Annotated in this window: 1 protein-coding gene; it reads left to right on the forward strand. The window is 46.7% G+C overall.

Going from position 1 to position 473, the window contains the following annotated elements; genetic code table 11:
• Nucleotides 1–59: 59 nt before the first annotated feature.
• Nucleotides 60–473 (forward strand): type III-B CRISPR module RAMP protein Cmr4 (gene cmr4 / locus SB658_RS21865; RefSeq protein WP_410602276.1); only part of this gene is annotated, 414 nt, incomplete at its 3' end.

The following is a 473-nucleotide window of genomic DNA, read 5'->3' on the forward strand; positions in this document are numbered from 1 at the left end:
TGGCTGCGGGTTAGCACTTTGGGGAACATGGAAGCCGAATGAATAAGAGGAGTGAGATGATGGAAGCAAGCCGTTGGTTTTGGATACATTGTTTATCCCCCCTTCATATTGGAGCGGGTGAAGGAGTTGGCGTGATTGATATGCCCATTCAACGAGAAAAAGTAACAGAATGGCCGATTATACCTGGAAGCAGTATCAAAGGCGTGCAGCGTGAACATTATCGCGCGAAAGGACAAGACACATTCGTACAAAAAGTATTTGGTACACAAGGAGATCAAGATGGAAGCGCAGGAGCAGTCGTCATGACAGATGGCCGGTTATTTTCATTCCCGGTGGCGAGTAGATACGGTACATTTGGATATGTGGCAAGTCCACTCATATTGAAAAGATTAGCCCGCGATGCAAAAGCATTAGGCGTATCGCTGGATATCCCTGATCTCATCGAAGAATCGAGCACGCTAGTCACCATGATT

Source organism: Bacillus sp. SIMBA_008 (assembly GCF_046535495.1).
Lineage (GTDB): Bacteria > Bacillota > Bacilli > Bacillales > Bacillaceae > Bacillus > Bacillus subtilis.